Source organism: Citrobacter sp. R56, assembly GCF_016811995.1.
GTDB lineage: Bacteria > Pseudomonadota > Gammaproteobacteria > Enterobacterales > Enterobacteriaceae > Citrobacter_D > Citrobacter_D enshiensis.
Map to the genome: position 1 here is coordinate 2,337,234 of NZ_CP069159.1, position 22,719 is coordinate 2,359,952.

Below are 22,719 nucleotides of genomic sequence, written 5' to 3' on the forward strand. Positions count from 1 at the left end.
GCGGGCATCAACGATCCTCAAGCGCCCGCCAACACCGCACATCGCGGCCCGACTCTTGCGGGAGTAGCGCCTGCTTTTTCTCGCATCCCTGCGTCGCTAACGGGCAACGGTCGCGAAAAAAACAGCCCTGCGGCAGGGTGCGATTGCCGGGAAGTTCGGTTTTGCGCAACACGAGATCTTCCGCCAGCGGTGCGCCTGTTTTCGGTACTGAATCAAGTAACAATCGTGTATAGGGATGCGCGGGCGAAGTTAACACCTGTCGTGCATCACCCAGTTCAACAATTTGCCCGAGATACATCACCGCGACGCGATCGCTCATGTGCCTGACCACCGAAACGTTATGTGAGATCAACACATAAGTCAGGTTTCTGCGGGCCTGGAGAGAAACCAGCAGATTGAGGATTTGCGCCTGTACGGAGATATCCAGCGCCGACGTGGGTTCATCCAGCACAATCACATCTGGCTCAGAGGAGAGCGCCCGCGCGATAGCGATACGCTGGCGTTGCCCACCGGAAAACGCATGGGGAAGACGGTCGAGATACTCCGGACGAATGCCCACCAACAGCGCCAGCTCTTCTGCCAGCGCACGGCGTTCCCGCTCGCTGTTGTGTTTTTGGATCCAGACCGGTTCGGTAATGATCCGCCAGATCGGCAATCGGGGGTCGAGCGAGGAGAGCGGGTCCTGAAACACCATCTGCATCCCCTTGTTTGATCCACGCCCCCGGGAGCATTGCCCCTGACTGGGTTTCAGCATCCCCATCAACAGCTGCGCCAGCGTGCTTTTGCCGCAGCCTGACTCTCCGACAATGCCGAGGGTTTCGCCTTCGCGGATCTGCAAATCCAGTCCGTTCAGGGCGTGAACCCGTTCGGTGACGCGCCCCAGCCAGTTGCTGCGGGCCGGGAAATTGACGTGCACATCCTGTAACGCCAGTAAAATATCAGACATGCGTTGTCTCCAGTTGCGGATACCAGCAGGCAGATTGCTGCGTCGTGTCGCCTGTGCGGCGCATCGGCGGGATAACATCACACTGCTGTCCGGCGGCGAAACAGCGCTCGCGGAAGGCGCATCCGGTGGGTAAATGGGTGAGATTCGGTACCGTTCCGGGGATCGCGGGCAGCGCCTGGCGAGGCTGGCCGTGTTCCGGGGCGCATTTCAACAAACCGATAGAGTAAGGATGCGTGGGATGGCGAATCACGTTTTCCGTCGGACCGCTTTCGATAACGCTGCCGGCATACATGACATACAGCCTGTCGCACAGTTGCGATACCACCGCCATATCATGGCTGATAAACAGCACGGCAGTGCCGCTGGCGCGCGCTTTATGTTTGAGTAAGCGCAACACCTGAAGTTGAACCGTCACATCCAGCGCGGTGGTGGGTTCATCGGCAATGATCAGTTCCGGCTCGCAGGAGAAGGCCAGTGCTATCATCACACGCTGGCGCATACCGCCGGAAAGCTCAAACGGAAATCGCGACATCACCTGAGCGGCGTCCGGAATTTGCATCTCTTCCAGCAGGGCGATGGCTTTCTGCCGCGCATCGTAACGGCGCATTGGCTGGTGGTGGCGGATCACTTCCACCATCTGTTGCCCAATGCGTCGGGTCGGATTCAGTGCGGTCATCGGCTCCTGGAATATCATCGCCACCCGCGCGCCACGCCACTGGCGCATCTGTTTTTCACTGGCGTTCAGGACATCTTCACCCAGTAATGAGACGCGTCCCTGATGAATGCGATAACTGCCTTCCGGCAGCAAACGCATCGCCAGCATCGCGGTCACCGATTTACCGGAGCCCGACTCGCCAACCACGCCAACAATTTCGCCACGCTGAATATGCAGCGACACTCGGTTCAGGGCATGAACCTCGCTTTTATAGCCCGGAAAACTCAAATGCAGATCTTCAATTTCCAGTACGGGTTGCGTCATGACTGTTTTCCTCCGGCTTTGGGGTCCAGCAGATCGCGAATACCGTCGCCAAACAGATTAAATCCCACGGCAGTGATGAGGATCGCCGCGCCCGGGAAGGCGCAATACCACCACTGGTCGAGAACATAATTACGGCCAATCGCCACCATCGCTCCCCATTCTGCACTCGGCTGTTGTGCGCCGAGGCCAATAAAGCCCAGCGTCGCGGCCATCAGGATCGCGCTGCCGATATCCAGCGAAGCCTGAACAATCAGCGGCGGCAGCGAATTGCGCAAAATATGCCAGCTGATCAGATGCCAGCGTGATGCGCCATAGGTTCGTGCAGCCTGCACATAAGCGTACTGACGGACCACCAGCGTTTGTCCGCGCGCGAGGCGCACATAAAACGGGATACGGACGATGGCGATCGCCATCATGGCGTTAAACAGACTGGGGCCGAGGGCGGCCGCCAGCGCCATGGTGAGCACCAGCGAGGGAATCGACAACATAATGTCCATCATGCGCATGATGACGGCATCGGCACGCCCTCCCATCACGCCCGATAAACAGCCGAGCAGCGAACCAATGCCGCCCGCAATACCGACCACCACCAGACCGGCAACGATAGACTGCTGGCTGCCCACCAGAACGCGGCTGAACAGATCGCGTCCGACTTCATCGGTGCCAAACCAGTGGCTGGCAGAAGGCGCCAGCAGGCGGGCGGTTAAATCGATGGCGTTCGGGTTATAGGGCGCGACCCACGGCGAAAGCACCATCAACAGCAGCATCAGAACGATAATGACGCCGCCAATCAGCGTCAGCGGACTGCCTTTGATAAGCCACCACAACTTCGCCCAGTCGGTGCGACGGCGGGTGGTTTGCGGTGGCGTCTGCGTTTCCTCGGTTAACATCATTCAGCACCTCCGCGACCAATTCGGGGATCGATCCACAGGTAAAGTAAATCCACGAGCAGATTTACCAGTACGTAAGCAAAAGAGACCACCACGGCAAAGCCCATCACGGCGGGGAAGTCGAGTGCCTGGATAGAGGTCACGACCCAGGCGCCCATCCCCGGCCAGGCAAACACCGTTTCGGTGAGTACCGCGCCATAGAGCAAGTCGCCCAACGCCAGTCCCAGAACGGTAATGGACGGGATCAACGCGTTAGGCAGCGCATAACACAACACGATGTACCAGCCTGGCAGGCCGCTGGCGCGCGCCGTACGAATATAATCCTCGCTCAGTTGTTCCAGCATCGCGGAGCGAATTTGGCGCGCCACAATGCCCAGATGCACAAAAGCGAGGGTCAGGGCGGGTAAAATCAGGTGCTGCAGTGCATTGAAAAAGACCTCGCCATTGCCTTCCAGCAGGGCATCGATCAGATAAAAACCGGTGACGTGATTCGGCGGGTCCAGCCAGTCATCAAGCCGTCCGCCGCCAGGCAGGATTTGCAGGTGACCGTAAAACAGCACAATCACGCCAAGCCCCAGCCAGAACGCCGGGGTTGAAATACCGGTAATGGCCATCAGACGCACCAGATGATCCAGCCAACGGTTGCGCCAGACGGCGGATAAAATGCCCAGCGGAATGCCGATAACCAACGCCAGCAGCAGCGAGCAAAACGCCAGTTCCAGCGTGGCGGGGAAGAAGACGCGCAGTTCGTCCATCACCGGGCGTCCGGTACGAATCGAGGTGCCCAGATCGCCATGAAAGAGATCGCTCACATAGCGAAAGAACTGGATATACAGCGGCTGGTTAAGCCCTAACTGCTGGCGAATATTCTCCACAATCTCGTCGCTGGCGCGATCGCCTGCCAGCAAGCGCGCAGGGTCGCCAGGAATCAGATGTGAAATAATAAAGGTAATCACGCAAACCCCAGCGACTACCAGGACGAGTCCCCAGCATCGCTGACGTAAAATGGACCAGAACGTCATTGGCTTCCCCTTGCGGAGCCTGTACGGCTCCGCATCAACGTGGCTTATTTGCTCATGGTGGAAATATTGAACACCTGCTCCAGCATCGGGTTGAATACAAAGCCTTTGACCTCTTTGTTCATCGCTAACTGGTAGTTTTTCTGGAACAGATAAACGTAAGCGGCCTCGTCAATTACGATGGTTTGCGCTTGTTGGTAATCCTTCGTCCTTGCCGTCTGGTCGGTGGTGGCCAGCGCGCTATGCAGCAGTTTGTCGACGTCGGCGTTTTCATAGAATGAGCGGTTGCCCGGTAATCCTTTCTTATCGGATTCAAACCAGTAGTTCATGAACATATAGGGGTCGGCGAAATCCGGGCTCCAGTTACCAATCGCGATGTCATAATCCCCTTTTCCAACGCGGTCGCGCATGGTGGCATTCGCCAGTTTTTCCAGTTTCACGTTGATACCCAGCTTACTGAGACTGGCCTGTGTCGCGAGGGCGATCGGTTCCCAGTTCGGATCGTTATCCGAATAGAGGAAGCTGAGGGTCTTCGGTTTGGCGGCAACGTTCTCCCACGCGGCTTTGGCTTTTGCCTCGTCTGTGCTGTACTGCATCGCATTGGCGTCATAGCCCCACATGCCTTCCGGAATCGGCCCACGCATCTGCTTGCCGTTGCCGCTCAGAATGCCGTTCACCATGCCCGGATAGTCTGTTGACCAGGAGATAGCGCGGCGTAAATCGACCTGATTCAACGGCGCTTTACTGTTGTTGAGATAGAGATAAGTCACCCGCAATGACGGATACTCGGCCACCGTCACGTTGCCTTCCTGTTTTAAGGCGGTGAGCTGATCAACCGGTAAGGCATCCGCGATATCGATGTCCCCGCGCGACAGTTGCAGGCGACGGGAGGCACTCTCGCCAATGATTTTCACCGACACGCGCTTGAACGCCGGTTTCGTGCCAGCGTAATGGGGGTTTGGCACCAGGATCAATTGCTGGCCTTTCTGCCAGCTTTTCAACATAAAGGGTCCGGAACCCGCCGTGTTCTGCGCCAGAAAACCGCGCGCATCGTCCGCCGCATGCTCTTTCAACACCGCCGGGTTGATGATAGAGGCGCCATCGTTAGCCAGCGTATACAGGAACGGCGCAAACGGCTGAGTCAGCGTAAATTTGACCGTATGATCGTCAAGCGCTTCCACTTTCAAATCTTTCGGGAAGGCTTCCGCTGGCCCCTGACCAATCTTCAACAGACGCTCAAAAGAGAGCTTCACCGCCTCGGCGGTCACCGGTGTGCCATCCGCAAATTTGGCCTCTTGATTGAGCGTGAAGGTCCACTCTTTTTGATCGTCAGAGGCTTTCCAGCCGCTCGCCAGATCGCCTTCCACCTCCGTAGAACCTTTACCGCCCTCCGTTTTGTACTGCACCAGGCGCTGATAAGAGGGATAGGTCACCGTCCAGTCGTTGTTGTCGATAGTGACCGCCGGGTCGAGGGTTTGCGGATCGGCCGCTTTGCCGATCACCAGCATATCTTTGGGGACGGCGGCATAACCTGGCAACGCCATTGCCAGAGCTGCGGCGATCAACGCAGGGCGAAACAGCGAGGCTAATGTGATTGTTGTCTTCATGACCTTGCTCCAGAATTAAAGTGTGTGTTGTGTTGTCGTGGGTGAAAAACAGGCAATGCAGTCGTCGAGTAAGGGGTATTTTGCGGCGGCGGGTAACTCGAAATGCCACCATTCGCTGCTGATCCCGACAAAACCGCCACCGAACATAATCGCGTTCAGCAGCAGGCGATTTCGCTGTGCCTGCGGCGGCACCGACGGGTGATACGCGTGAGAACGGTCGTGCATTTCGTCAAAACCCGCGCCCATATCAAGCACCTGACCGTTTGCGTCCATCAGCGTGACATCGATAGCGGTGCCGCGGCTGTGATTCGATCCAATCGCCACATCGACCACATACTGCGGGTCAGGGCAGACATCCCACAGGATGGATTGCGCCTGCTGCGGGCGGTAAGCGTCGTACACCACCAGAGACAAGCCCGCCAGTTGCGCAATGCTGATGCTTTTTGCCAACGCAGCAACGGCGTCTTTGTGTAACAGGCAACGCGCTTCCCGATAAATGGGCGCGCCGGTGAGGTTATCGGCCGTGGCGTATTTGAGATCGATATGCAGTGACGGGAAGATCGCCGCTACATCGCGCAGTACGGGGTTTTCTGACATAGCACAGTTCCTGTTTATTGTTCGAATTGACCAAATTCTTGTTGTAATTGACGGTTAGTGTGTAAGCGCTCGGCGAGGGTATCGCCCAACTGCTCAACCACGCTGGAGAGTAATAAGTTGAACAGACAGCTGACGGGCGCCAGGGAATCCCAGAAATGCCCGGTATCGGTTTTTACCTGTAATAAATCAATGGAATAGTCTCTTGCCCACGGACACCAGACATCGGTGACCAGCGCCAGTGGAATGTGCCGTTCACTGGCCACGCGACAGTAATGTCGTGCGGTGGCGGAGTAAGCGCGGGTGTCGGTGATCACCACATAGGGCTGCGTAAACCCTGAATTCAGCGATTCCACCCAGCTCCCTGACAACCCTTCGGAGTAACTCACCTTAGGACGCAGATATTCCAGATGGCTAAAAAATGCGTTAGCAATTCCGCGAGTCGACTGGATCCCCAGAATGTAGACGGCTTCTGCGTGCGCCAGTTGCTGTGCAATCCGTAAAAACGTTTCACTTTGCGCCAGTTGATAGACGTGGCTAATGGCGTCAATTTCCAGCGACAACGACTGCTGCGCGCGGTCCGGCAACCGCTGTTGTTGCTGCCACGCCCCCAGACGCTCGTTCATTCCCCAGGGCTGATAGGGGATAGAGGGGAGTTCGCGCAGACTCGCTTTGGCATCCTCCAGATTGCGAAACCCGAGTTTACGCAAATAGCGTCCCACCGTGATCCCGCTGGTGCCGGTTGCTTTGGCGATGCCGTCTGCCGTTTCAAAGGGGATCTGTGCCGCGTGAGTCAACAGCCAGCCTGCAACACGCTTTTCGCTTGGCGTTTGCTGACTGAACGTGCGTTCAATGCGGGCAAATAATTCAGGTTTCGCTGTCATTACCGTCTCGCTGTTAAGTCGCTGTCAGATGCCGTGTTGCTGTTATCTGATTAACAATGCAGGACGCGTGCCATACCATCGACAGTCGTCCCGACGCCTTTTTTGTTAAATTTTGGTAATTTTTAATTAACTAACGATCAACATTTGTGCAGCGTAGTTCACTTTTGGTGCAACGGCTGTAGAGTCGGGGGCGGAATATGTTGAATTCGTAGACACGATCACAAAGCGCAGGGTGTTTTAATGTCCGATACATAAAAATCAGTCGCCGGAAATATCAATAATAGCCATAACAACTACTACTGACTTTATTCCTGAAACGTCTGGGGTATTATTTCTTTCGTCCTACATTAACGGTTTAAAGCGCGTGTGTAGATATTAATTATTGTGTTTATGGAGTCACAAAAATGAATAAGTTCTCCCTTTCTACAGCAGGTATTTTGGTGGCAGCGCTGTTGACCAGTGTAAGCGTAAGTGCAGCAACGGATAACGCAAAAACTGAAGTCACACCCAAAGATATGAGCTGCCAGGAGTTCGTTGATCTGAATCCGCAAACCATGGCGCCGGTGGCTTTCTGGGTGCTTAATGAAGATGAAGATTTCAAAGGCGGTGACTTTGTTAGCTTCGACGAAACCGTGACCACGGCGGTTCCGTTAACCGTTGAAATTTGCAAAAAACATCCTCAAAGTGAATTAAGCAAAATTAAAGACGAAATCAAAAAAGAATTATCTAAATAAATTTTAGCGTTATTAAAACCCAGCCAAAGTGCTGGGTTTTGTTATTTGTGACATTGTCACGTTGAAGTCATTAAGCGATCACCATGCTTTATCACCCAACCGCCATAAAGATATAAATTTGCGTGCCGATACTGGTTAAACGTTCGCCTTTTACATAAGGAGTTTGTATGGCCTTGTATCCCTCACGTATTTCTACCCGTTTAACCCTCGGCGGCATTTTGCTGTTGGTCGTCACCACGCTGGTCATCGTGGCGATTATGCTGTGGCGCGGTCAGCCACGGGTTATCGAGATCAATTCCGCCCTTATTGAGGAGACGGGACAAGGTCTGACCCGGCATCTCAGTACCGTGTTATCACGTATTGAAGGGGAAACCGTCACCCTTGCGCGGATGGCCGAAGTGCTTCCCAATGATGAGGCGCTTTATCGCAGTGTGGTTCCCCATCTGATTGGCGAGCAGAATAATGCAATGATTACTGGCGGCGGGATCTGGCCTGAACCGGATGCCTTTACGCAAGGTGTAGAACGTCGCAGTTTTTTCTGGTCGCGTAACGCCGAAGGAAAGCTGATATTTTCTGATGACTACAACGTGCCTGGCGGCAACGGTTACCACAGCGAAACCTGGTATCAGCAGGCGAAAGGGCGTTCGCAGGATACCTGTGTGTGGTCTGATGTTTATCGTGATGCGATCTCCGGCGTCAATATGGTGACCTGTAGCATTCCGTATCGTCATTCAGGCGCGTTTGCCGGCGTCGCCACCACCGATATCCGTCTGGATAATGTCGCGACGTTTATGCGCCAGCAGGGTAACAGCACCGGCGGCTACGCCTTTGTGGTGGATAAGCAGGGGCAAATTCTCTATTTCCCGCAGGCTGACCCGGCAAAATACAAGACGTTCAGCGATCTGCTCAGTACCTCTGACTGGCTGACGCCGGTGGCAGAGAGCCTGAAGTCACTACGCGGCAGCGCACAGATGACATCTATAGCGCTCGAACATGACAACATCCTTAACGCGCCTTCACGGGTCATGCTGTTCCCGATGGCGGACACCGGTTGGGTGGTCGGGCTGGTCACACCGCAAGAGCGTATTGTCGGCCTGGCGAAAGTGATGATGCAGGATGTTCTTGAAGTCCTGATCCCGATTATGACGCTGTTGCTGGTGGGTGCATGGCTGGTGGTACGCAGGCTTATCTCCCGGCTGGATGATACACGCCGCGCACTGGATGATATTGCTCAGGGAGAAGGCGATCTCACCCGACGTCTGGATGTGCGTGGGAAAGATGAAATTTCTGATATCGCCCAGGCATTTAACCTTTTCGTCGACAAAATAGCCGCCATTTTGATCAACGTACGCAGCAGTAGCGTCGTGGTTGCCAGCAACGCCGTCAGTCTGGCAGACAGCAATACGGAGTTATCCACGCGCGTGACCCAGCAAGCGGCGGCCCTGGAGGAGAGTGCGGCGGCCATGGAACAGTTAAATGCGACCGTGCATCAAAATTCAGGCAACACACAGCTAGCAGATGAGCTGTCCGAAAGCACCGCGCAAACCGCGAACCGCTGCGGCGATGTGATGCAGGGGGTGATTTCGACCATGGATAACGTCAGTGCGTCATCCGGGCGGATGGTCGAGATTGTGGCAGTGATCGACAGCATTGCATTCCAGACGAATATCCTGGCGCTCAATGCGGCGGTTGAGGCGGCACGGGCCGGTGATGCCGGGCGGGGATTTGCGGTTGTCGCCTCCGAAGTGCGTACGCTGGCGCAGCGTAGCGCTACTGCCGCGCAAGAGATCAAAACCTTAATTGATGGATCGGTCTCGCATGTAAATACCGGAAGTCAGCAAATTCATCATGCGGGTGACCGACTGGAAGAATTGGTCAGCAATGTACGGCAGGTAAGACAGTTGATGGGGGAGATCCGTGTTGCGGGGGACGAACAGCGTAAAGGGGTTTCTGAAGTGACGCTGGCCGTCACCGAAATGGACAGTACCGTTCAGCAGAACGCCTCGCTTATCGACGATGCCGCGACACGTACCCAGGTGCTGAAGGAAGAGGCGGAGCAGCTGGCACTGCTGGTTTCTTCGTTCAGACTGCCGGAACCTGTCACGGCCAGTTAACTCCAATATTAAGTGCATTAAACTGCATTAATGCACTTAATTCTTTTATTTTGGGTGTTGTGCTGGTTTGCGCATACTCATAATTAACTCTATAATATTGTGGATAAAGTGCAATTAAGCGAGATAAGCCACCCTATTATGGATTTAATGCTCAGAACACCCGTTGAGATCGTCAAACTTCTCTGCGAACGATTACGCAAAGAACGCCTGTCAAAACAGATGACGCAGGCGGATGTCGCCGCACGCGCGGGGATTGGCGTGAATACGGTGTCGAATCTCGAGGCCGGACGAAATGTGGGCTTTGAGGGGCTGGTCAGGGTGGCAGTTGTTCTGGGGTTGGGGGATGAACTGGAAAATCTGTTCAAACCGAAAATTGAGAGCCTCGATGACATGGTGCGCTACGAGGAGAGTTCAGCACGTCAGCGCGTGAGAAGGAAAAATGACGATGCCTGAACACATTGATGTCTTTTACGAAGGATGGGGGGAACGCTGGCGTTGGGGCCGACTGATGTCGTCCACCGCCATGACGGGACGCCCGCTGATTGCCTTCGAATACAGCGATGAAGCCATACGCAAAGGCTTCGAACTCTCCCGGCTGACCCTACCTCTCAATGGTCCTCGCTTACGACAAGGTTTTCCCGCCCATCAACTTGGTCTGCCTGGCCCCATTTATGATTCATTGCCCGATGGTTGGGGAATGCTGCTCATGGATCGATTGTTTAAACGACGGGGACTCAATGCCGCGCGTATTGGCCCTCTGGAGCGATTGACCTGGATCGGCAGCAATGCGATGGGCGCCATGACATTCCAGCCGGTTCAGCCGGACGCACAAACCGTTAGCGCACAGGAGATCCCCCTTATTCAGTTAGCCTCTGAAGTGCAGGAGGTGTTGAGCGGCGAGGGCGGTGAGTTCCTGCAAAAGTTACTGCAGATGGGAGGCTCACCGCAGGGTGCAAGACCCAAAGCGTTGCTTTATCGTGACACTGTCACTAAAAAATTCACCACGTCACCGCAACCCGGATACGAAAGTTGGTTAATTAAGTTTCCGGCACAAAATGAGCACGCGGAAGTCTGCGCCATTGAAGCGGTCTACTCTGAATGCCTGCGTCGGTGCGGTATTGCCACCCCGGACACCGCTTACTTCGCGCTGGATGATCAACAGGCCGCCTTTGCCACGCGTCGCTTTGACCGCAACAACGATCGCCGTGTTCCGATGCAAAGTCTGGCCTCTTTTACCGGGGCGAATTATCAGGTTCCGGGGGCACTGGACTATCGCAGTTTTTTACGCGCCACCCAAATATGCACCAACGATGTCAGAGAAAAAGCCGTCGCCTTTGAGCGTGTGGTCTTCAACGTGGTGTTTAATAATCGGGACGATCATCCGAAGAACTTTGCCTGGCTGATGTCCGCAGAGGGTAACTGGACGCTGGCTCCCGCATATGATGTTACCTGGTGTGAAGGGCCTGGCGGCTATCACCAGATGGATGTCATGGGCGAGGCATTAGATATCGAGAGAAAACATCTGCAGACGCTGGGCGAACAGGAAGCGGAGTTAATGCCGCAGAAGGTGGCCGAAATCATCGCGAAGATTTGTGCGGTCGCCGCCAGATTCCGTGAGATAGCGAACGACCTGTATCCCGGACACATTACCCAGGCAACGCTTACAACCATACAAAAGCGGATCGTTGAAAATATCCGTCGTCTGAACGTATGACCTGAGAAAACCACAGGTTAGCCGATGCCTAAAAAGCCGTGTTGAACACCTTCAGCGCGGCTTTTTTATTGGTATTTACGGTTGCTCAAAATGTGATCCCGGGGCAGAGAAAAGGGTTGGCGAGCAGGAAGAATCGCGTTATATATACATAAAGTATTAAATTAGACATTTTGTATTATAATCTATACGGAGAGTACGTATGTCTTCCGACATTATCCTCAGAAACATGACGTCCGGCGTGAGCCCTGCAGGCCACTACTCGCACACCTGTACCGCCGGGGGTTTTGTGTTTGTCTCGGGTCAATTACCCGTTACCGCAGCAGGTGAGATCAATCCCGCCGCCTCGTTCGAAGAGCAGGTGCATCAGGTGCTGGCAAACCTCGATGCCTGCCTTGCAGCGGCAGGAACAGACCGCGCTTCACTGGTGTCGGTTAGAATCTATGTCACCGATGTCTCGCAATGGCCCTTGTTTAATCAGATTTACGCACAATGGCTGGGGGAGTTTAAACCTGCTCGCGTGGTGGCTGGCGTTGATGCGCTTCATTATGGATTTGCCGTAGAAGTTGAAGCCGTTGCCCTTGCTCGTTCGTCTTCCTGAACTATTCGGAGTTAACAACATGACTTCACTGCAATTCCCTGAGTACAACGATGTGGTTGCTGCGGCACAGCGCATCGAAGGCTATGCCAATCGCACACCGGTGCTGACCTCCCGTACGGTGAATGACGCGTTTTCGGCGGAGGTATTTTTCAAGTGTGAAAACTACCAGCGTATGGGCGCATTTAAGTTTCGTGGTGCGATGAACGCCCTCAGCCAGTTTACGCCACAACAGCGCGCGGCTGGCGTCGTGACGTTTTCTTCCGGCAATCACGCCCAGGCCATTGCGCTGGCGGCAAAGTTATTGAACATCCCGGCGACAATTGTCATGCCGCACGATGCGCCTGCGGCAAAAGTGGCGGCGACGAAAGGGTACGGCGGTAATGTGGTTGTCTACAATCGCTATACCGAAGACCGCGAGCAGATTGGCCGTGATCTGGCGACAAAACACGGACTGACGCTCATCCCGCCCTACGATCACCCGCATGTGATTGCTGGGCAGGGTACTGCCGCCAAAGAGTTGATCGAAGAGGTCGGCCCGCTCGATGTGCTGTATGTGTGTCTGGGCGGCGGCGGATTGCTTTCCGGTTCGGCGCTGGCCGCGCGACATTTGTCGCCAGAGTGCAGAATTTATGGCGTCGAGCCAGAAGCAGGCAATGATGGACAGCAATCATTTCGCAGTGGCAACATCGTCCACATTGATACCCCTAAAACCATTGCCGACGGCGCGCAAACCCAGCATCTTGGGCAGTATACGTTTCCACTCATTCAGAAACACGTCGATGATATTCTTACGGTTTCCGATCAGGAACTTATTGACTCAATGATCTTTTTCGCCGAGCGGATGAAAATGGTGGTTGAGCCGACCGGCTGCTTAGGGTTTGCCGCGGCGCGGGCCAATAAAGAACGGTTACGCGGAAAACGGGTGGGGGTCATTATCAGCGGTGGTAACGTCGATATCAGCCGTTATAGCGAGTTTCTGGCGGGCTAAATACGTGGGGATATCTGGCAGCAGATATCCTTTTTCTTTAGACTGCACCGGGAATATTGCGTCGTTCGCAGGAGAGAAAATGTCTAAACCCGAGGAAAATTCACTGTTAGGTCAACTTGATATCATTGCGAAAGGGCTCAGTGAAACCTTTTCGCCATTCTGCGAAGTTGTTGTGCACGACCTTAAAAATCCCGAACATGCGATTCTCGCGATCCATAACAACTTATCCGGCAGGGAAGCAGGGCAGCCCGCAACCGAATTGGGGCTTGCACGTATTGCCTCGCCGGATTTCCCCAACATTGTGGCGAACTACGGCAATCAATTTGCTGATGGCCGCCCGGTGAAAAGCACCTCTATTGGCATTAAAGATAATGATGGCAAGTACGTCGCGGCCCTGTGTCTGAATGTGGACATGACGCTGTTCAGAGCTATGCAAAGTGCGTTAGCGCGCTTCACCGAGATCGAAAATACCGCCGTACAGGAACATATAGAACCGACAGGATCTGAGGCGATCCGTCAGCGCATCGACAGTTACGCCGCCAAACGTGCGACCACGGCACGCGCGCTCAATGTTGCCGACCGCAAAGCCGTTATTCAGGAATTACGTAAAGACGGTCTTTTGGAGGTGAAAAAATCGATGGAGACCATCGCTCAGCATCTCGGTGTTTCCAGAGCAACGGCGTATCTCTATGCCCGTCAGGAAAATGAGATATAGCTCAACCCGACAACGTGCAATCTACTGGTTGCACGTTGCCTAGTGTTAATAACAGGGGAGGGAAGGCTAGTTAACTGCCCCAGCGACTTCTCAGATAGTTAACCGCTTGCTGCGTTTGCGGCTGGTTGAGATAGTCTTCTCTGAACAGGATCGTGCCGCTAATTTGTGGCACTGATTCATTCAAATCAAGCTGCTTTTTAAGCTCCGGCACGCCGCCATTGGCCATCCAGTCCGGTTCATTTTTGGAGGGTTCGCCCACTTTGTACAGGGCAATACCGATATAGAGCCGCGTGTTGGTCGGCTTCACGACATCGGCCCACCATTTTGCCAGCACATCATAACGGGCCGCGCTGCGCGAAAAGGGCCAGTAAATTTGCGGGGCGATGTAATCGAGTAATCCTTGCTGAACCCAGCGACGCGTGTCGGCAAAGGATTCATCGTAGGCAGCTGCGCCTCGCGTATCGGAACCGGCGGGATCGTGTGAGCGATTACGCCATACACCGGCTGGACTCACACCAAATTCGACGTCAGGTTTAAGCTTATTAATGGTGTGCGAGACTTGTTCTATCAGCTGTTGCGTATTGTGCCGACGCCAGTCTGCTTTCGATGCGAACGCGCCGCCGTATTTTCGGAAGGTTTCGTTGTCATTGAGCGTGGAACCTGGAGACTCTGTATAGAAGTAGTCATCAAACTGCACGCCATCAACCGGATAACGTGAGACGACTTCGGCAACGATGCTGGTTATCCAGTCGCGTGCCTCCGGGATACCCGGGTCGAGGACAAAACGATCGCCCGCGGTTCGGATCCAGTCGCGATGCAACACAAAAACGCTTGAAGGATGTTGAGACACCGTGCTGTTCAGTTCTGCGACGGTCGACGGTTTCGTGTTGGTGGAGACGCGATACGGATTAAACCAGGCATGCACTTTCATGCCGCGTTTATGCGCTTCATCAAGCATAAATTGCAGCGGGTCATAACCCGGATTTTCACCGATGGTGCCGGTCATGAGATCTGACCAGGGTAAAATCTCCGAGGGCCAGAGCGCCGTACCGTCTGGTTTGACCTGGAAAAATACGGTATTGATACCAATGCTTTTCAGTTGATCCAGCTTGTTGGTCAACGCATTTTGCTGCTGACGGACTCGACTGGCGGTATCACTCACATTGACAGATGACACCGGCGGCCAGTCAAGGCGAGAAACCGTTGCCAACCAGATACCGCGCATCGGTTCCTGGCGCTGTTGAGGTTTACCCGGTGTGACTGGCGTTGACGGCGTGACAAGCGAAACCGGAGGTTCTGAGGAACAACTGGAAAGTAAAAGAGCCATTGCGATAAGTGAGAATGACTTTTTAGCCATGCGCTGGAGGCGACGAGAGCAGATATCCATGTATGCCAGTTTTCCGATGATCACGTGAGAAGGTCATTCTCGTATTATTCAAACGTAAGTCAATACGAAGCGTGCGGCATACAGGCTGACTGGCAGAGTAGGGGATTAATCCTTCTTACTGCGCCCCTCGGTCCACGGATTAAAAGCAGGTTCATCTTTTGCTTCAGGCTCCGCATCATTGAGAGAATCAAGGTATAGCGCTTCAACTTCCGCGCGGGCCCACGGCGTACGTCGCAAAAATTTCAAACTCGATTTGACACTTGGGTCATTCTTAAAGCAGTTGATGTTGATCAGTTGAGCCAACTTAACCCAGCCATAACGCGCAACAAGTGCATTAACTTGCATTTCAAGCGTCACGCCATGCAAAGGATCTTTAGAAAAGTGAGCAGTCACAGGAGGTCCCGTCAATTCAAATTTGGGGTGAGGGTACAAGAAAGTGGCGTCATCAGCAATGTAGTGCCAGCAATAAAGAAACTGGCTGGCGACTATTTTGTACCAATAGTGTGAGTATTTCGTGACTGGTAGATTAACTGGCGCCAGGCGCGATTATGCAGGGTGAACAGTAGCATCTTATAGAAGGCCGTAGAAAGGATACAACCACCGCAGATCAGTAGCATGACGACACTCAGCAACGATGCGGTCAGATCGACCCCGGGCCAATTGGTGCCAGTCAGCGCAGAAACCAGGTAAGCGGCCGTCAACAGCAGGCTTATCACTGCCAGAGTAAGATGCACCCGTAAGGCGCGAATGCTGCCTTTGCCAATCATAAATGTCGTCAGACCGTTGATGCCAGCGAACAGCAGCGCGATCAGCACAACCCACACGAACACCCGGTCAGCAGGCTGGTTTAGTGCGGCGAGTACGCCGTAACCCAACCACAGCTGTGGAATAGCAAAACTGACGGTTACCCCGAGGGTACTGATCGCTGCCGGAATGCCCATGGTATGTAACCCAACCGGTTTCCCCATCTGTTCGGCAAGCTGTGCTTTCAGCTGTTGCAACTGTGTAGTGCTGGCCTGACGAAGGCTGGCCGCCACGTCGTTACAGTGTTGTAAGCGACGGGAGAAGACTTTAAACATATGACTACTCTGTGCTTAGTTGGGGGAACGACTGTAACCATGGTGGCCATGTTCAACCTGATGAGCTAATAACGCAAGAGGAGGGATGCCAGAGACTCTCAGAACGTGGGAGTGGTTTAAAGTGATCGGCCTTAATAATCAATTTAACATAATATACATTATGCGCACCAGCATGGAATCAGGCAGAATCCGTAGTTTTGTGGTTATGATTGTCCTGGTTGTTGATAGCCTTTGAACGCGCTTTCTTCAGCATCAATACCAACAACCTGGCCTGCTTGTCATGACGATTGGCTTTACCGGACATCACGTTCGCAACGCGCTCATATCTGGTCATATTCAATTTTTGTATCGTACGTTTCATCCTATCGTCTTCTGGTTATCTGTGAACTTTGTTCATCTAAATTTGCGGATGATGATAATCTCTGTCTCGACTGTGAACGTTCCGGCACGCACATTAATATGATGTGCTGTTTTACAAAGCATCTGGCTCTCGCATAAAACGCGTCAAATCATCCTCAACGTTTGTTAGCAACCTTCGCTTTTGCCACTCATCCTCCCGTCAGGTTTCGGTCTATTAATGAGCCATTCTAATAAACCCTAGTTTATTACCCCATCTAATCAAATAAATCACTCTGCGTTATGCTTTTCCCCGACAACAGCTGAAGGATAACGTCATGCAAACGGTAAAACTGAACAACGGTATTGAAATGCCCCTGCTGGGTTTTGGTGTGTTTCAGATGACGGATGCCGCCGAGTGCGAAAGCGCCGTTATCGAGGCTATCGAAACGGGTTATCGCCTGATTGATACTGCGGCCTCTTACCAGAATGAAATCCAGGTTGGGAACGCGCTGAAACGTAGCGGCATTCCACGCAGCGAACTCTTTGTCACCACCAAACTGTGGCTTCAGGACACCCACTACCAGGGTGCGAAAGCACAGTTCGAACGTTCGTTGAATCGACTACAGCTGGACTATGTTGATCTGTATCTGATTCACCAGCCTTACGGCGACGTCCACGGTGCCTGGCGTGCCATGGAAGAATTGCAACAGGCAGGGAAAATTCGCGCGATTGGCGTAAGTAACTTCCATCCGGACAGACTTGCCGACCTTATCGCTTTTAACAACGTCGTCCCCGCCGTAAACCAGATTGAGGTAAACCCTTTCAATCAGCAGCTGCATGCCGTTCCGTGGATGCAAAGCCGTGGCATTCAGCCACAAGCCTGGGCCCCTTTTGCTGAAGGCAAAAATGGTCTTTTCCAGCATCCCGCATTAGCGGCAATCGGTCAGAAGTACGGCAAAAGTGTGGGTCAGGTTGTCCTGCGGTGGATCTTCCAGCGTGGCATCGTTTCTCTGGCGAAATCGGTGCGAAAAGAACGCATGGAAGAGAACATCAATATTCTCGATTTTGAACTCAGTCCGGAAGATATGCTGCAGATTGCGGCCCTTGATACCGCAACTAGCGCCTTCTTCTCTCACCGCGATCCTGCGATGGTGGAATGGTTAACAGGCCGAAAACTCGACGTTTAAGCCACGAAAAAGAGGTACGTATTAAATGCAAAAACGTTTTTTGGTTTCCTGACGGGATCTATCACGGCAGGAACCACGTTTGGTCAGGATGATTATCGAAGCCAGGTACCGCGCTTTGCCGCACAAGCGCTGGAAGCGAATGAAAAACTGGTCGTGTTACTGGGCAAACTGGCAGCTGAAAAAGGGGTGACATCTGCGCAAATTGCCCTTGCATGGCTGTTGGCACAAAAACCGTGGATTGTGCCCATCCCAGGAACCACCAAACTGCACCGACTGGAGGAGAATCTGGGTGCCGCAGACATCCCTCTTTCTCAGGATGATTTGCAGCAGATAACCCAGGCGCTTGAAACGGTGAAAATCGTCGGTAATCGTTACTCCCCGGAACATCAGGCTCGTGTAGATCGTTAAACGCAAGCGGGTCTGCTGTGCGCTGCAGACCCGTTATTCAGAGTACCGAAGCGCGTCGATCATCAGTGCGAAAGCTGGCGGATGCTGTTTGCGGTTGGGATAATAAAGGTAGTATCCGGGGAATAATGGACACCACGTCTGCAGAACCTGAATAAGTTCTCCTGATTTTACATACTCCTGAACCCTATCTCCAGGTACACAGGCAAGACCAAACCCGGATAACGCCGCATCAATGCGTTCTGACAACAAATTAAGTGTCAGTTGCCCTTCAACCCTGACGCGCAGCGGCTTCCCTTCCCTCTCGAATTCCCAATGATAAAGACCGCCGGCCGTTGGCAAGCGCATATTGATGCACCGATGATGTTGTAGTTCGTGCGGCGTTTCAGGTGCAGAGTTTGCGGCAAAATAAGCCGGTGCGCCGACCACTGCCATTCTCATATCCGGCCCAATTCTTACTGCGATCATATCCTTATCAACGCTTTCGCCAAGACGAACCCCGGCATCAAAACGCCCTTCAACAATATCGACAAAACTGTTATCAACCACCAATTCGACATTGATTTCCGGGTATTCTCTGAGGAAGGATTTCAGCTTTGGCCATACCAGACTCCGCGCGGCATGTTCACCGGCGGATAGTCGGATATTGCCTGAGGGGGTGCCGTTCATTTGAACGAGCGCCTCGAACTCTTGCTCAAGCTCGGCGATTCGTGGCTCCAGGCAGGCAATAATTCGCTCTCCGACTTCCGTTGGCGCAACGCTTCGGGTGGTTCGCGTTAAAAGACGGATATGTAAACGTTCCTCCAGCGCTTTCATCGCATGACTTAGCGCTGACTGCGAAACGCCAAGCTTAGCGGCCGCTTTAGTAAAACTCCGCTCTCTTGCCACCACCAGAAAAATTTGCAGTTCATTGAAGTTTTCTTTGAGCATTGGCCATTTCCTTATTCAGGAACCCCCTCAAAGAGAAATTATGAAGGGTGTTCATGGGGAAAATCATTTTAGCCCCATTACTAATAATAATGATAATTGATATTCTATATGTATCGAAAATCTTCCTGTATGAACAGAGGCGTGGACATTACTACGCCGATGCTTCACAAGGCAGTTGCAGAAGACGCCACCCTGCTCCATCATCGCTTATGCGATACTGAGTAATACGCCGTAACGAAACAGGTCTTATAGAAAGGGAATTTTTATGAATTCAGATGAGCGACAGTTTTATGAAGACGACGAAGGCATTGCTGTTGATTTAATTCTGCAGGCCTTCGGTCCTGAACCGGTTCAGTGCATAAATCTTGAGGCGGAGTTTGCGGATCAAAAAATGAAGGATGACATCGATTTTCTCGTCAAGACACAAAATGATTTCTGTCAGAAGATCACTGCAGAAGCTAAACAATATTGTGAACGCGTATACGGAGTCAGTGTGAAAAATCTGACACTGGTAAAAATATACCTTTCTCCTGAGAATAAGGATCAATTTGGCTTCATGCTTTCCACTTCCCTTGACCCGGAGCATGGGTTAGGGGTTAAATTTCATGGCATTGAAGTGAAAAAAACAGGAAGTAGTGAAACAGCATTTTTGTGAACCTTCAAACACATATTAAATATTAAATATTAAGGCAGTGATAATAAATGAATTTATCTTCCACCGACGCCACATCAGCCAGTCATACCCCGCCATTGGTCTGGCCAGAATTTACCAATGACAAGGCGCAACTAGAGTGGTGGCTTGCCTGCGTCAAGGCATATCGCGCGGAGTGGGCAAAACCTGCGAGCCTCACGCCAGTTAACGCCCAGGAAATTGATGCGCTTGAACAGCGTCTTGCTTGCCCACTTCCAACGCCGTTACGCACGTATCACGAAAACATTGGTGTACTGGATCTATCCGAAAGTTTGTGTAGCGTGACGCCTGTGAAATACAGCAATATTGAACCACTACTTGATGCTTATCCCGGTATTACAGATATTCTGGAGGATACGCCTGAATCAACCTCGCTATGGACGCTGGTTAATCAACTTATTGTCTTTGGCGACTATCTTGGCAACGGTAATTTATGGTGTTTTCACCGCAATACCGGCGAAGTCTGGTATTTTGATCATGACAGCTCACCTATGCTAACGAAAATGTTTACCGATGTGGGTCAGTACCTCGATATTCTGATGTTCATGTGCCTGTTGTTTATTCATGATGAGGAAGGAAATGAGGAACTACTGCGAGAGCGCCTGGGCGATGAAATCGTAGAAAAATGGATGTATTAGGGGTTCAACGCAGAAAACTATTTTGCTACGCCCCTTAACGACATAATTTGTCACACAGATACCGGTTGACGATCACTAACAACCAATGTGTCCCTACTGAAACGGCCAGGCGACACGTTCCGTTATTTTTGGCTGAGTTGATGCTTTTTCAACAAACGCGGGCCAGGTGTATGATTTAGTAATAAATTTCCATGAGTAATACTCTTTACCCTCATCAATAAACTTCAGGTTCAAAAGCGCCCAATCCTCATCATGGCAGTGTGAGGTTTTGGCATACTCTTCTGCGGTAAAACAGGCCCTGATCATCGCCTTTGATGAAAAAAGGACGTCTTTAAATGCCACCTGAGATGAGCCATCATCATTGAGCATAATAAAATCAGCATACTCTTCTTCACGGCTACCACCGGAATACAATGCCTGCCATTTCGTCACTAAAGCAATGGCCTGTTTTGTTTTGCTCAAGGGATATAAAGCCGGATAGATATAGACCTTATCTTTTATCAGGTCTTCACTCATCGCATTTTCATCGTTATTTTTAACGTCGAACTTCCATTGCCCTTCCTTGATGTAATCGTCATTTTTTTTGCGGAATTTTATCATCTCAAGTGTGGGTTCTATTAAGTAAAAAACATCCTCCAGACCTTTTGCTTTCCAGACCTTTGTTTCTTCCCCACAACGGTTTATAGCGGCCTTACATACACCAGTATACTGCTCACTGCTTTTTTTCAGTGCAATAAAAGCAGTGGGTTTTATTGTGTTGATATTCCCTTGCGCCGCCAGAGGGAAAGAAACTGCTGCAACGAATAAAACCACGCAATTCTTCATGATATTCTTCCTGAACTGAATATTTCACATGAAAGGAACTCCCTTTCACCCGGACGTTTATCGCCATGAACGCCTGGCGCAGATACGATGGTTGTCGATTTTACTATCAAATTGAATGAAAATCCCTTTTCATTTGTTAGAGAATTAAGCCCTTCACGGTTTAACCGGGTAGCTTTTAAATACCCCTGCGACGGCACGTTGGATATCGAGTTCACTGACCTCCTTCGCCTCACCGGGAGATACCTGACTGATGGTACCGCGCCAGACTTGCTGTTTTTTATGCGGGTCAACAACATCAATGTTCAGGCTGTTTTTGGTCCAGTCGCTGACGGACTGATCGTATGTTTGCCAGTCCCACGCGCCGCCCCAGCCAACAAAGGCTGGCGTAAAGGCGACCTCTTTTTCACCTTCCTGTGCAGGATGTGCATAGATCAGCAAATCGGGATTCTCACTCTTTTTATATCCGCGTTGGGTCATTTGCTGAGTTATCGCATCCTGAATATATTTTTGCTGTAGCGTCAGATAATACCCTTTAGCAGGTTTCACAAAATTGAATGTCTGGTACTGACTAAAATCCACGGCATGATCGTAATCGCTTTGAACCTCCGGTTTTCCTGCACAACCGGCAAGGACAACACACAGTAATGTCAGAGAGAAGATTTTGGTTAATCGCATAGTATTTTCCTCATAAAAAATGATGAAACCAGTCTCAGCAACCATTTGATGAGACGGCTTTTTTACTCTAAGGTTTTCAAACACCTTATTTCTTGAATATAGAGTGATGACTACACCAACAGCACCGCGCCCTGACGACAACTTTCAGCTCACGCTGAATAAAATCCTGGCACTCAAGCCGCAAGAAAGTATTCAGCGTTTACTGGATGCCCTGCATCCTGTCGCTGAACAGATGGTTGTTCGCCGCCCCCGTAGTTTTCATAAAAACGGACCCGAAATTTACCTGCTTACCGAGGGGCATTTCTGGCTACACCGTAAACAGGATAATCTGGAACTCAGCATGGCGGCGGCACCGCATATTTTTGGCCTCGCCGAACTGGTTTTGCCGTTTGGCGATACCACCTACGTCCGTTTCGCACCTGAAAGCGATGTGTTTGTCGTTTCCGGGCAGAAGGCGCAAAACGTGTTCCATCATCAGCCCTATCTCTGGGAAGATGTGACCAAAGTGCTCGCTTTTCATCTCCATTTTTCCACCTGGCGCGATCTCCACCTGTTGAATGACAGCGCGTACGATACGGTTCGCGGTAAGTTGCTGGAGCTGGAAAAACAAAATGACGCGTTTCGCCAGGACAATTCCATCCTTAACTATATTCTGTCCACGACAAAACTCTCCCGCAGTACGGTGTTACGGATCCTCAAGGACCTGACCGAAGGCGGTTATGTGGAAGCGCAGCGTGGAAAACTGGTCAGCATTGTTCACCTGCCGTTGCGCTATTAAGCG

General features: G+C 52.1%; 25 protein-coding genes and 1 pseudogene. 12 read left to right on the forward strand and 14 right to left on the reverse strand.

Features of this window, described 5'->3' with window-relative positions; all coding sequences use genetic code 11:
- Nucleotides 1–7 precede the first annotated feature (7 nt).
- The 7 genes from JM656_RS11100 to JM656_RS11130 are packed head-to-tail and all read right to left on the reverse strand — an operon-like array spanning nucleotide 8 to nucleotide 6,919.
- Complete coding sequence (locus JM656_RS11100) at nucleotides 8–946, reverse strand: ABC transporter ATP-binding protein (protein ID WP_203357841.1); 939 nt, start codon at nucleotides 944–946, stop codon at nucleotides 8–10.
- A complete protein-coding gene (locus tag JM656_RS11105; protein WP_203357842.1) occupies nucleotides 939–1,925 on the reverse strand; it encodes an ABC transporter ATP-binding protein in 987 nt (328 codons plus the stop codon). Before JM656_RS11105 ends, JM656_RS11100 begins: the two co-directional genes overlap by 8 nt.
- Entirely contained in the window at nucleotides 1,922–2,818 is an 897-nt protein-coding gene (gene ddpC, locus JM656_RS11110; protein ID WP_203357843.1) for a D,D-dipeptide ABC transporter permease, read from the reverse strand. The genes JM656_RS11105 and ddpC overlap by 4 nt, the downstream gene beginning before the upstream one ends.
- A complete protein-coding gene (locus tag JM656_RS11115; RefSeq protein WP_203357844.1) occupies nucleotides 2,815–3,837 on the reverse strand; it encodes an ABC transporter permease in 1,023 nt (340 codons plus the stop codon). The genes ddpC and JM656_RS11115 overlap by 4 nt, the downstream gene beginning before the upstream one ends.
- Before the next feature lie 44 nt (nucleotides 3,838–3,881).
- Nucleotides 3,882–5,441, reverse strand: a complete 1,560-nt coding sequence (locus JM656_RS11120; protein WP_203357845.1) for an ABC transporter substrate-binding protein — start codon at nucleotides 5,439–5,441, stop codon at nucleotides 3,882–3,884.
- A gap of 15 nt (nucleotides 5,442–5,456) precedes the next feature.
- Nucleotides 5,457–6,038: a D-alanyl-D-alanine dipeptidase gene (ddpX, locus tag JM656_RS11125; RefSeq protein ID WP_203357846.1), complete on the reverse strand. Its 582-nt coding sequence runs from the start codon at nucleotides 6,036–6,038 to the stop codon at nucleotides 5,457–5,459.
- 14 nt (nucleotides 6,039–6,052) lie between these two features.
- Nucleotides 6,053–6,919, reverse strand: coding sequence for a MurR/RpiR family transcriptional regulator (locus tag JM656_RS11130; RefSeq protein WP_203357847.1), 867 nt, complete (start codon nucleotides 6,917–6,919; stop codon nucleotides 6,053–6,055).
- A gap of 404 nt (nucleotides 6,920–7,323) precedes the next feature.
- On the opposite strand from JM656_RS11130, the gene hdeB reads away from it, so the two are divergent.
- The 7 genes from hdeB (at nucleotide 7,324) to JM656_RS11165 (ending at nucleotide 13,782) form a co-directional block, all read left to right on the forward strand.
- Nucleotides 7,324–7,653 carry an acid-activated periplasmic chaperone HdeB gene (hdeB, locus tag JM656_RS11135; protein ID WP_203357848.1) on the forward strand — a complete coding sequence of 110 codons (330 nt, stop codon included), beginning with the start codon at nucleotides 7,324–7,326 and terminating at the stop codon, nucleotides 7,651–7,653.
- 167 nt (nucleotides 7,654–7,820) lie between these two features.
- Nucleotides 7,821–9,767, forward strand: coding sequence for a methyl-accepting chemotaxis protein (locus tag JM656_RS11140; protein ID WP_203357849.1), 1,947 nt, complete (start codon nucleotides 7,821–7,823; stop codon nucleotides 9,765–9,767).
- A gap of 138 nt (nucleotides 9,768–9,905) precedes the next feature.
- Complete coding sequence (locus JM656_RS11145; RefSeq protein ID WP_203357850.1) at nucleotides 9,906–10,220, forward strand: helix-turn-helix domain-containing protein; 315 nt, start codon at nucleotides 9,906–9,908, stop codon at nucleotides 10,218–10,220.
- Nucleotides 10,213–11,481, forward strand: coding sequence for a type II toxin-antitoxin system HipA family toxin (locus tag JM656_RS11150; RefSeq protein ID WP_203361277.1), 1,269 nt, complete (start codon nucleotides 10,213–10,215; stop codon nucleotides 11,479–11,481). Before JM656_RS11145 ends, JM656_RS11150 begins: the two co-directional genes overlap by 8 nt.
- A gap of 199 nt (nucleotides 11,482–11,680) precedes the next feature.
- Nucleotides 11,681–12,079, forward strand: a complete 399-nt coding sequence (locus JM656_RS11155; RefSeq protein ID WP_192612199.1) for a RidA family protein — start codon at nucleotides 11,681–11,683, stop codon at nucleotides 12,077–12,079.
- 19 nt (nucleotides 12,080–12,098) lie between these two features.
- Nucleotides 12,099–13,067 carry a threo-3-hydroxy-L-aspartate ammonia-lyase gene (locus JM656_RS11160; RefSeq protein WP_203357851.1) on the forward strand — a complete coding sequence of 323 codons (969 nt, stop codon included), beginning with the start codon at nucleotides 12,099–12,101 and terminating at the stop codon, nucleotides 13,065–13,067.
- Nucleotides 13,068–13,146: 79 nt separating this feature from the next.
- The gene (locus tag JM656_RS11165; protein ID WP_203357852.1) at nucleotides 13,147–13,782 is read left to right on the forward strand and encodes a transcriptional regulator; all 636 of its coding nucleotides are present in this window, start codon (nucleotides 13,147–13,149) and stop codon (nucleotides 13,780–13,782) included.
- 70 nt (nucleotides 13,783–13,852) lie between these two features.
- Here JM656_RS11165 and JM656_RS11170 read toward each other — a convergent pair whose 3' ends face one another.
- The 4 genes from JM656_RS11170 to JM656_RS11185 all read right to left on the reverse strand — a co-directional run bounded on the left by JM656_RS11170 (nucleotide 13,853) and on the right by JM656_RS11185 (nucleotide 16,609).
- Nucleotides 13,853–15,169, reverse strand: a complete 1,317-nt coding sequence (locus JM656_RS11170) for a glycoside hydrolase family 10 protein (protein WP_203361278.1) — start codon at nucleotides 15,167–15,169, stop codon at nucleotides 13,853–13,855.
- Nucleotides 15,170–15,274: 105 nt separating this feature from the next.
- Nucleotides 15,275–15,562, reverse strand: a complete 288-nt coding sequence (locus JM656_RS11175) for a VF530 family DNA-binding protein (protein WP_203357853.1) — start codon at nucleotides 15,560–15,562, stop codon at nucleotides 15,275–15,277.
- A gap of 92 nt (nucleotides 15,563–15,654) precedes the next feature.
- On the reverse strand, nucleotides 15,655–16,248 hold the full coding sequence (locus JM656_RS11180) for a hypothetical protein (RefSeq protein ID WP_203357854.1): 594 nt from the start codon (nucleotides 16,246–16,248) through the stop codon (nucleotides 15,655–15,657).
- A gap of 178 nt (nucleotides 16,249–16,426) precedes the next feature.
- Nucleotides 16,427–16,609: a hypothetical protein gene (locus tag JM656_RS11185; protein WP_203357855.1), complete on the reverse strand. Its 183-nt coding sequence runs from the start codon at nucleotides 16,607–16,609 to the stop codon at nucleotides 16,427–16,429.
- A 313-nt stretch (nucleotides 16,610–16,922) separates the two neighbouring features.
- On the opposite strand from JM656_RS11185, the gene JM656_RS11190 reads away from it, so the two are divergent.
- Nucleotides 16,923–17,774, forward strand: coding sequence for an aldo/keto reductase (locus tag JM656_RS11190; RefSeq protein WP_203357856.1), 852 nt, complete (start codon nucleotides 16,923–16,925; stop codon nucleotides 17,772–17,774).
- A gap of 42 nt (nucleotides 17,775–17,816) precedes the next feature.
- A pseudogene (locus tag JM656_RS11195) lies at nucleotides 17,817–18,182 on the forward strand (aldo/keto reductase); the annotation flags it as partial.
- Nucleotides 18,183–18,215: 33 nt separating this feature from the next.
- On the opposite strand, the gene JM656_RS11200 reads toward JM656_RS11195, so the two are convergent.
- On the reverse strand, nucleotides 18,216–19,109 hold the full coding sequence (locus JM656_RS11200) for a LysR family transcriptional regulator (RefSeq protein WP_203357857.1): 894 nt from the start codon (nucleotides 19,107–19,109) through the stop codon (nucleotides 18,216–18,218).
- Nucleotides 19,110–19,374: 265 nt separating this feature from the next.
- On the opposite strand from JM656_RS11200, the gene JM656_RS11205 reads away from it, so the two are divergent.
- Nucleotides 19,375–19,764 (forward strand): hypothetical protein, encoded by a 390-nt coding sequence (locus JM656_RS11205; protein WP_203357858.1) that lies wholly within the window; start codon nucleotides 19,375–19,377, stop codon nucleotides 19,762–19,764.
- A 47-nt stretch (nucleotides 19,765–19,811) separates the two neighbouring features.
- On the forward strand, nucleotides 19,812–20,438 hold the full coding sequence (locus tag JM656_RS11210; RefSeq protein ID WP_203357859.1) for an SMI1/KNR4 family protein: 627 nt from the start codon (nucleotides 19,812–19,814) through the stop codon (nucleotides 20,436–20,438).
- A gap of 93 nt (nucleotides 20,439–20,531) precedes the next feature.
- Here the strand turns inward: JM656_RS11210 and JM656_RS11215 are convergent, their stop codons facing one another.
- Together JM656_RS11215 and JM656_RS11220 are read right to left on the reverse strand one after the other, a co-directional pair.
- A complete protein-coding gene (locus JM656_RS11215; protein WP_203357860.1) occupies nucleotides 20,532–21,263 on the reverse strand; it encodes a hypothetical protein in 732 nt (243 codons plus the stop codon).
- 153 nt (nucleotides 21,264–21,416) lie between these two features.
- A complete protein-coding gene (locus tag JM656_RS11220) occupies nucleotides 21,417–21,938 on the reverse strand; it encodes a DUF4136 domain-containing protein (RefSeq protein ID WP_203357861.1) in 522 nt (173 codons plus the stop codon).
- Between the two features lie 106 nt (nucleotides 21,939–22,044).
- On the opposite strand from JM656_RS11220, the gene JM656_RS11225 reads away from it, so the two are divergent.
- Nucleotides 22,045–22,716 (forward strand): helix-turn-helix domain-containing protein, encoded by a 672-nt coding sequence (locus JM656_RS11225; RefSeq protein ID WP_203357862.1) that lies wholly within the window; start codon nucleotides 22,045–22,047, stop codon nucleotides 22,714–22,716.
- The last annotated feature ends 3 nt before the right edge of the window (nucleotides 22,717–22,719 follow it).